The organism is Litorivita pollutaquae (assembly GCF_003205515.1).
GTDB classification, from domain to species: Bacteria; Pseudomonadota; Alphaproteobacteria; order Rhodobacterales; family Rhodobacteraceae; genus Litorivita; species Litorivita pollutaquae.
The window spans coordinates 1-2310 of the sequence record NZ_KZ826501.1 but is presented as its reverse complement, the minus strand read 5'-3'; the positions used below and the strand labels follow the sequence as shown (position 1 = coordinate 2310).

Genomic DNA, 2310 nt, shown 5'->3' with positions numbered 1-2310 from the left:
TTCATGCTCCAGATGTCATCGGGAAACTCGACGCCAGAGAACATCTCGGTCTGGCCGCTGGCGCGGATATCATCGGCCTGCGCCGACAAATCGTCGCCCAGAACCACGCCGATGGACAGGTCAATGCCCGCCTCTGCGGCGGCTTTGGCCAGTGCATCGCGGCAACCGCGCGGGTTGACCCCACCGGCATTGGCCACAACTTTCATTCCCTTGGATTTGATCTCGGACAGCCAGGGCACCAAAGCCTTGACGAAATCCGGTGCATAACCCGCCTCCGGCGTCTTGGCCCGCGCCCGCGCCATCAGCGACATTGTCACTTCGGCCAGATAATCGAACACCAGATAGTCGATCTCGCCTTTGGTCACCAATTGGCCGACCGCTTCGGGCGTATCGCCCCAAAAACCTGAGGCGCACCCAATGCGCAGTTTTCCATCAGACATAGTCTTCTCCTCCCCGCTTTGTCAGCGGCCCGTCCATTCGGGTTTGCGTTTTCCAATGAAGGCGGCAAAGCCCTCGCGCGCATCTTCTGTCTGCGCAATCCGCGGCAACAGCGTTTCTGTAAAACGCATCTGCTGCGGATAGGTCATGTCTTCAATCGCGTGGCAGGCGTATTTGCCAAGCCGAATCGCCGTCGGCGATTGCGCGGCGATGTGCGTAACCAGTTCCGTAATCTTGTCGTCCAATCCGGCGCCATCGGTCACATAGTTGACCAGATCATAGCGTAGCGATTCCTCGGCCGTCAGCGGGATGCCGGTGATGAACATCTCCATCAATCTGCGCCGTGGCAGTACCCGCATCATCGGCGGAACGATGGTCATGGGAAACAGCCCCACCTTCACTTCGGGCGTTCCGATTTTGGCATGATCCGCCATCACCGCCATATCGCAAGCGCAGATAATGCCCGCGCCAGCCCCCACCGCCACACCATTGACGCGCGCAATGGTTGGCTTTCGGCAGGCCTGTATCGTGTCGAACAACTTGCCGGCAAAATGCATCGGATCAGACGGATCTTGCATAAACGGGCCGCCATTTCTGCCCGCTTTGAGGTCGCCGCCGGCACAAAAAGCGCGCTCGCCCTCGCCGGTCACAACGATCACCCGGCAGTCGGGGTCTGCCTCGGCGGCGGTAAGGGCTGCGATGATTCCTTCTGCAACTTCACGGTTCAAGGCGTTTCGCTGGTCTGGTCGACAAATCGTAATGCGCGTCTCATGCCCTCGGGCGTGCGAACGAACGACATTCTCAACCATTTTCGAAACCTCCCCGCTTCGTCGCCCGCTTGTTCGCAACGTGAGGTCGCGAAAAGCTTGGCTTGATCTATTTTCTAACATGTGTTTGATTTTGGTCAACACTGTAGACAGCATTTTTCGGGAGGATACAAAATGACCAGTCAGAACGAATCTGCCTTGGCTGATCTGGATGCCATCAGAGCGAATTATTCGCTAACGGATGAGCAGCGCCAGATCGTCGATCATGTGGATCGGGTGTCGCGCGAGGTCTTGCATCCGCTGCAAGCCCGCATGGACGAAGAGGAATGGTGGCCCGACGATCTGTTCAAACAAATGGGCGAATTGGGCCTTTTGGGCATCACCGCGCCTGAAGAGTTTGGCGGCTCGGGTCAGAACGAGTTTACTCAGGCGTTGGTGTCCGAAGTGATTTCGAAATGGAACCCGGCGGTGGGCCTGTCGCATGGGGCGCATGACAACCTGTGCTTGAATAACCTGTTGCGCAATGGCTCAGACGAACAGATCAAAAAATATGTGCCGGGCCTGTGTTCCGGCGATCTGGTCGGGGCCTTGGGCCTGACCGAACCGGGTGCGGGATCGGATGCGCTTGGCTCTATGGCGACCACGGCGCGCCGCGACGGCGATGATTATATCATCAACGGCTCGAAGATTTACATCACCAACGGGCCGATTGCCGATGTGGTGCTGCTGTATGCCAAAACCGACAAATCCAAAGGCGCCAAGGGCATCTCTGTCTTTCTCGTCGACACCGACAACCCCGGCTTTAAAGTGGCGCAGAAGCTCGACAAAATGGGCTTCCGTGGCTCGCCCACCGGCGAGTTGGTGTTCGAGGACTGCCGGGTGCCGGCCTCGGCCATGGTGGGCGCCGAAAACAGCGGTGTTTCGGTGGTGATGAGTGGTCTGGATCTGGAACGCGCGATGGTTGCCTCGATCTGCGTGGGCATGGCCGAACGCGCATTGGAGCTGGGTCTGGAATACGCGAAGATCCGCGAACAATTCGGCAAGCCGATCGCAAGTTTCCAAATGATGCAATCGAAGCTGGCCGAGATCTACACCGAGGTCGAAA

General features: G+C 58.1%; 3 protein-coding genes. 1 reads left to right on the top strand and 2 read right to left on the bottom strand.

The features are described from left to right. Positions 1–440: acyclic terpene utilization AtuA family protein (locus DI396_RS16320; protein ID WP_162617263.1), on the bottom strand; the 440-nt coding region annotated here is incomplete at its 3' end. Positions 441–461: 21 nt separating this feature from the next. Next, a complete protein-coding gene (locus tag DI396_RS16315; RefSeq protein ID WP_110797476.1) occupies positions 462–1247 on the bottom strand; it encodes an enoyl-CoA hydratase-related protein in 786 nt (261 codons plus the stop codon). Between the two features lie 132 nt (positions 1248–1379). On the opposite strand from DI396_RS16315, the gene DI396_RS16310 reads away from it, so the two are divergent. Beyond that, the coding region (locus DI396_RS16310) for an acyl-CoA dehydrogenase family protein (RefSeq protein ID WP_110797474.1) at positions 1380–2310 on the top strand (931 nt) is incomplete at its 3' end.

Bases quoted from the DNA above. Each gene is read 5' to 3' on its own strand.
- DI396_RS16315 (WP_110797476.1), bottom strand. From the start codon at position 1,247: ATGGTTGAGAATGTCGTTCGTTCGCACGCCCGAGGGCATGAGACGCGC.